The organism is Sphingomonas sp., assembly GCF_042091075.1.
Taxonomy (GTDB): domain Bacteria; phylum Pseudomonadota; class Alphaproteobacteria; order Sphingomonadales; family Sphingomonadaceae; genus Sphingomonas.
Genome location: NZ_JBELIE010000186.1, coordinates 1 through 6,138, shown reverse-complemented (window position 1 = coordinate 6,138; position 6,138 = coordinate 1). Strand labels below are relative to the sequence as shown.

Sequence of the window (6,138 nt, the reverse complement as noted above, 5' to 3'; positions counted from 1 at the left end):
GTCTTCTCCGACATATCCGCCAGGGTCAGCGTGTGATCGGCGGGAACGGGGTTGCCGATCCCCGGTTGCACATCGCCCCACCATCCATGATAGGCGCCCGCGAACCGCACGAGGCGGCGACGCCCGGTATGATAACGCGCCAGCCGAACCGCCTGCATCACGGCTTCGGTGCCGGACATATGGAACGACACTTCATCATGGCCGGACAGCGCCCGCAGCCGCTCGACATTGCTGGCCACAACCGGGTGGTAGGCGCCCAGCACGCCGCCAAGCGGCTCGGCGGTCTCCAGCGCCTCGCGCATCGTCGCCTTGTAGAAATCGTTGCCGAACAGGTTGACGCCATAGGAGCCGGTCAGGTCGATCAGGCGATTGCCGTCGAGATCGATCAGCCAGGCACCGTCCGACCGTTCGAGGAACGCGCCCGACGGCAGCTTCTCGCGCACCACCGCGCTGAACGGGAAGGGCACCCGATAGCGCCCGGTGAACTGCAGATCCGACAGCCCGGGCCGGGTCGCGGCGGTGAGCGCCAGGGTCTTGGCGAAACGCGTGGCGTACAGTTCGGACAGGCGCCGAAACCCTTCCTGACGTCGCACCGCGACCGCATCGTCGCAGCGATCGACGCGGAAGAAACGCGCTTCCGGATGGTCATAGGCGGGCACCTGCGTGGCCATGCGCTTGGCCATGCGGACATGGCCGGCGGGCCCCGGATGCTTCGCGCGCGACAGACGCCAGCGGGCATGCAGCTTGGGCGCGGCGAACAATGTGGCGGCGGCAGTGCCCAGAAGGGCGGCATAGCGGTTCCGGATCATGCCGCCTCTCACTCCCTCTCGATGACGCAGGTGTGACAATGCGATCGGCTTTCCTTCGTTTGCTGATGCAGGAGGATCTGAATTTCCTGCTAACCAATCGCCTGCCGCGCCGCTGGGCTACCCGTATCGTCGGCCGGATCGCCGCGATCGAACATCCGCTGGTGGCCCGGCCGGCGCTGGCTGCGTGGCGCTTTTTCAGCGATGTCGATCTGTCCGACGCGGCGACCACGCGGTTTCGATCGTTGCGCGACGGGTTCGTGCGCCGGCTCAAGCCTGGGGCGCGACCGGTCGATCCCGATCCGGCCGTCCTCGCCAGCCCCTGCGATGCGATTGTGGGCGCGCATGGACAAATTGCGGGGCAGGGGGTGTGGCAGGTGAAGGGCTATCCCTATCGCCTGGACGAACTGATCCCGGACGCGGCACTGGCCGAGCGGTTTCGCGACGGTTCCTTTGTGACGCTGCGGCTGACCGCGGCGATGTACCATCGCTTCCACGCCCCCGCCGACCTGACCGTGGAGGGCGTCACCTATCTTTCCGGCGACTGCTGGAACGTGAATCCGATCGCGCTACGCCGGGTGGAGCGGCTGTTCTGCCGCAACGAGCGCGCCGTCATCGAAGCGCGGCTCCAGGGAACGGCGTTGCCGTTGCTGCTGGTGCCCGTCGCGGCAATCCTGGTGGCCAGTATCCGGCTCTCCTTTCTCGATACCGAGCGGAACCTGCGCGAACGCGGGCCGGGGCGGACGCCCTGCGAGGTGGCGGTCGCCAAGGGTGACGAAATGGGCTGGTTCGAACATGGCTCGACGATCATCGTCATCCTGCCGCGCGGCATCTCGTTGGCGCCTACTCTGATCGAGGGCGCGCCGATCCGTGCCGGGGAACGACTGGCGATCATCGATCAGCGCTGATCGCTTGCTATCCCCCACAGGCGACGAGGATGTCGGTGCCGCCAGCTGACGGAGACCCGTTCTAGCCCCGTAAGCTCGCCGCCGCCCGGGCGCGCTGCTGTATCTCGGGCAGCGTGCCCTCGGTAACCCAGCTGCCGCCAACGCACAGGACGGGATCGATCGCCAGCCAGTCTGGCGCGGTCGCCTCGGTGATGCCCCCGGTCGGGCAGAATTTGCACTGGTAGAAGGGGGCGGCGAGCGCCCTCAGCGCCTTGATCCCGCCGCTCGTCTCCGCCGGGAAGAATTTGAAATGCGACAGGCCCATGTCCAGCCCGCGCATGATATCACCGGCGGTGGCGACGCCCGGCAACCATGGAATGCCGGCATCGGCGATCGCGGCGCCGAGAGGCTGCGACAGGCCAGGCGACACGATGAACTCCGCGCCGGCGGCCTTCACCTGTGCGACCTGTTCGGTGGTGACGACGGTGCCGGCGCCCACGATCGCCCCCGGCACCTGCTTCATCTCGCGAATGGCGTCGAGCGCGGCGGGGGTGCGCAACGTCACCTCCAGCACCTTCAGCCCGCCAGCGACCAGGGCTTCGGCGAGGGGACGTGCCTGGGCGGCGTCGTTGATCACCAATACCGGGATGACCGGGCTGGTCTGCATGACGGTGGCGATGTCGCTCAACGGGTATGCTCCTGCGCAAAGGCCGCCGCCGCCCCGAACAGGCCCGGCTGCGGGTGGGTAATGAGTTTGACGGGAATCTTCGCCATCAGCTGCTGGAAGCGGCCCTTCGCGACGAAACGCTGATCGAAGCCGGAGCGCAGCAACTTGTCCTTGATGCGCAGCCCCAGGCCACCAGCGATCACCACGCCGCCAGCGCCATGCGCCAGGGCAAGATCGCCCGCGATCGCTCCCAATGCGAGGCAGAAGCGATCGAGCGCGGCCAGGGCAAGCGAGTCGGTGCCCTCCAGCGCCTCTGTCCAGATCACCTTGTCGTCCATATGACGCACCGCGCGCCCCTCCAGCTCGGCGAGCGTTTCGTAAATGGCGACGATACCGGGGCCGGAGGCGATGCGCTCGGCGGACACGCGGGTGTATGTCTTGCGCAGCCGGCGCAGGATCGCATCCTCGATCCCGTCGAGCGCGGCATAGTCCATATGCCCGCCCTCGGTGGGCAATACCCGATACCCGGAATCGTAACGCAGCACCTGCGCGACGCCCAGTCCGGTACCGGGTCCGCACACCGTCGTCACCCCCTCAGCCGGCAACGGCACGTCCGGCCCGCACAGATGCTCGAAATCGTCATCGGGCAATTGCGCGACGGCATGGCCGACGGCGGCGAAATCGTTGACGATCGTATAGACGTCCGCGCCCAGCCGCTCGGGAATCAGCGAGGGACGGATGACCCAGGGGTTGTTGGTCAGCCGGATCACGTCGCCGGTGATCGGCGAAGCGACCGACAGCGCCGCGCAGGTCGGCAAGGTGCCGCCCTGCTGCGCGCGATACGCCTCCCACGCGGTTTGCAGGCTGGCATGTTCGGCGGTCTTCAGCGTCACCGGCTCACCCAGCGCGACGACACGACCGTCGCTTACCTCCGCGATCGCGAAGCGCGCGTGGGTGCCCCCGATGTCCACCGCTACGACCTGCATATGTCCGTTTCCCTTCCCGTTGCGATCGTCACTTGGCCGCAGGCCCGATCCCGGCTGCGTGGACCGACGTTTATATCAGAGCCCGGCGCCCGCCAGGATCGCACTCGCACCCTTTTCGGCCTCGTCCGCCAGACCACGGAAGATGCCGAACAGCTCCCGGCCCATGCCGGTCGCGGGGGGCGGCGCGATCGCTGGTTCGCGCGCCGCCCATTCCGCGGCGTCGACCAGCGCGTCGAGGGTTCCCGCCTCCGCATCGACCCGGATCAGGTCACCATCACGGATCAGGCCGATCGCTCCGCCCGCGCCCGAATGACCGGGCAGCGCCTCCGGTGAACAGTGGATCGCACACGGCACCTTGCCGCTCGCACCCGACATGCGCCCGTCGGTGACCAGCGCGACCTTGAATCCGCGGTTCTGAAGCACCCCCAGCGGCGGGGTCAGTTTGTGGAGTTCGGGCATGCCGTTGGCGCGTGGGCCCTGGAACCGCACGACGACGACGACGTCTCGTTCCAGTTCACCGTTCCTGAATGCCTCGATCACCTCCAGTTGATCGGCGAAGACGCGCGCCGGTGCCTCGACGATCCAGCGCTCCCGCTCGACCGCCGAGACCTTGATGCAGGCGCGGCCGATATTGCCCTGCAGGATGCGCATGCCGCCATCGGCGGAGAAGGGCGTCGCGGCGGGGCGCAGGATCGTCTCGTCACCGCTCGGTCCGGCGGGGCGCCATGAAAGCCTGTCGTCGTCGATCACCGGCGTTTCGCCATAGGCCGACAAATCGGTGCCCGCGATCGTCATCAGGTCGCGGTGCAGAAATCCGCCGTCAAGCAGCTCGCGAATGACGAACGGCATGCCGCCGGCCGCTTCGAACGCATTCACGTCCGCCGATCCGTTGGGATAGACACGCGCGAGCAGCGGCACCGCGGCAGAGAGGCGATCGAAATCCTCCCAGTCGATGATGATCCCCGCCGCACGCGCGATCGCGGGCAGGTGCAGCAGGTGATTGGTCGATCCGCCGGTCGCGAGCAGTCCGACCGCCGCATTGACGATCGCCTTTTCGTCGACGCAATGCCCCAGCGGGCGATAATCGTCACCATGAACGCCGATCGACGCAAGCCGGTGCACGGCGGCGCGGGTTAGTTCCTGCCGCAATTTGGTGTGCGGATTGACGAAGGCGGCGCCGGGCATGTGCAGCCCCATCACTTCCATCATCATCTGATTGGTGTTGGCGGTGCCGTAGAAGGTGCAGGTGCCCTGCGTGTGATAGGCCTGGATTTCCGCGTCGAGCAGTTCCTCGCGCGTTGCCTGTCCTTCGGCAAAGCGTTCGCGCACCGCCGCCTTGGCCTTGTTGGGCAGGCCGGAGGGCATCGGGCCGCCCGGTATCAGCACCATCGGCAGATGGCCGAAACGTAGCGCCCCCATCAGCAGGCCGGGGACGATCTTGTCGCATATGCCCAGCAGCGCCGCCCCTTCGAACGTTCCATGGCTCAGCGCGATCGCGGTCGACAGCGCGATCGTATCGCGGCTGAACAACGATAGCTCCATGCCGGGATAGCCCTGCGTCACCCCGTCGCACATCGCTGGCACGCCGCCCGCCACCTGCGCGGTCGCGCCAACCTCTCGCGCCCAGACCTTCATCAGTTCCGGATAGCGGTAATAGACCGCGTGCGCCGACAGCATGTCGTTATAGGCGGTGACGATCCCGATGTTCATTGCCTGATGGCGTGACGTCATTGCGTCGCGGTCCTCCGGCGTGCCGGCATAGGCATGCGCCAGGTTCGCGCAGCCAAGCCGCGGCCGACCGATCCAGCCATCGCGCTCGCGCTCGATCAGCGACAGATAGGCCGCGCGAGTCGGCCGCGAACGTTCGATGATACGGTCGGTGACCGTACTGACGGCGGGGTTCATAGGCTCGACTCCTCGTCGTGCCGGGACGCTCGATGCCCGGCCTCTGCGACCGCGCGGGCTCGCGGCGGGTAGCTGTGGGCCACCGCCGCGCGGGGGACAAGCCCGACGGCCATGGCGACCATATGGAATTGCGGCGTTATGCCGACCAGTGAATATCGACAGGCAGCTCGACGTCGGCAAGCACGCGGCCGATCGGATAGGGTGAACCGGCGCCTTCCTTGATCGCGTCCTCGATCACCCGGCGCTTGGCGTCGCCGGTTACCGCGAGCATCAGCGCGCGCGCGGTGACGATGCCCTGTTTGGTCAGCGACACGCGCGCCACAGGCGCCTCGGGCGGCAGCGGGTCAGGCATCACGCCCAGGGCGCGGCGTTCCCTGGGGCCGCTCAGTGCCTCGTCGTAATCGGGGCCGGGGAAGATCGAGGCGGTATGTCCGTCCCCGCCAACACCCAGCAGGCAGAGGTCCAGTGGCCAGTGCAGATCGCCCAGCAGCGCATCCGCGGACCGCCCCGCCGCCTTATAGTCGTCAACCGCCTTAGGGACGATCGGGATGACGCGCGCGCCCTTCGGAATGAAGATCTTGCCCAGCGCGGTGACGTTCGACAAGGCGTCGCCCAGCGGAACGATCCGCTCATCGGTGGGAATGATCGTCACCCGCTTCCAGTCGAGCTTCGCCTTGGCGAGCCTTTCATAAGCGGGGAAGGGCGTCTTCCCTCCCGCCAGCGCCACGACCGCGGACCCGCGCGCGTCGATCGCGCTTTCGATGACGAACTGGATATCTCCCGCGATCGCGTCGGCCAGCTCGGCCGCGTCGTCATATTCCCACCATTCGATCTCGGTCATATGTACTTTCCAGTTACCGTTCGCCCTGAGGAGCCGCCCGGCCAAG

At 67.3% G+C, this 6,138-nt stretch carries 6 protein-coding genes; 1 reads left to right on the top strand and 5 read right to left on the bottom strand.

The features are described 5' to 3' along the window. On the bottom strand, positions 1-809 hold an 809-nt coding region (locus ACFDSW_RS14710; protein WP_375251022.1), incomplete at its 3' end, for an aminotransferase class III-fold pyridoxal phosphate-dependent enzyme. Between the two features lie 38 nt (positions 810-847). On the opposite strand from ACFDSW_RS14710, the gene asd reads away from it, so the two are divergent. Further along, a complete protein-coding gene (gene asd / locus ACFDSW_RS14705; RefSeq protein WP_375251021.1) occupies positions 848-1,714 on the top strand; it encodes an archaetidylserine decarboxylase in 867 nt (288 codons plus the stop codon). Between the two features lie 61 nt (positions 1,715-1,775). Here asd and eda read toward each other — a convergent pair whose 3' ends face one another. The 4 genes from eda to pgl form a co-directional block, all read right to left on the bottom strand. Further along, complete coding sequence (gene eda / locus ACFDSW_RS14700) at positions 1,776-2,381, bottom strand: bifunctional 4-hydroxy-2-oxoglutarate aldolase/2-dehydro-3-deoxy-phosphogluconate aldolase (protein ID WP_375251020.1); 606 nt, start codon at positions 2,379-2,381, stop codon at positions 1,776-1,778. Then, positions 2,378-3,346, bottom strand: a complete 969-nt coding sequence (gene glk, locus ACFDSW_RS14695) for a glucokinase (protein WP_375251019.1) — start codon at positions 3,344-3,346, stop codon at positions 2,378-2,380. Before glk ends, eda begins: the two co-directional genes overlap by 4 nt. Before the next feature lie 75 nt (positions 3,347-3,421). After that, positions 3,422-5,251 (bottom strand): phosphogluconate dehydratase, encoded by a 1,830-nt coding sequence (gene edd, locus ACFDSW_RS14690; protein WP_375251018.1) that lies wholly within the window; start codon positions 5,249-5,251, stop codon positions 3,422-3,424. A gap of 136 nt (positions 5,252-5,387) precedes the next feature. Beyond that, on the bottom strand, positions 5,388-6,092 hold the full coding sequence (gene pgl / locus ACFDSW_RS14685; RefSeq protein ID WP_375251023.1) for a 6-phosphogluconolactonase: 705 nt from the start codon (positions 6,090-6,092) through the stop codon (positions 5,388-5,390). Positions 6,093-6,138 lie beyond the last annotated feature (46 nt).

Coding starts and splice junctions, on each gene's coding strand:
- glk (WP_375251019.1), bottom strand. CDS start 3,346: ATGCAGGTCGTAGCGGTGGACATCGGGGGCACCCACGCGCGCTTCGCG.
- pgl (WP_375251023.1), bottom strand. CDS start 6,092: ATGACCGAGATCGAATGGTGGGAATATGACGACGCGGCCGAGCTGGCC.
- asd (WP_375251021.1), top strand. CDS start 848: ATGCGATCGGCTTTCCTTCGTTTGCTGATGCAGGAGGATCTGAATTTC.
- edd (WP_375251018.1), bottom strand. CDS start 5,251: ATGAACCCCGCCGTCAGTACGGTCACCGACCGTATCATCGAACGTTCG.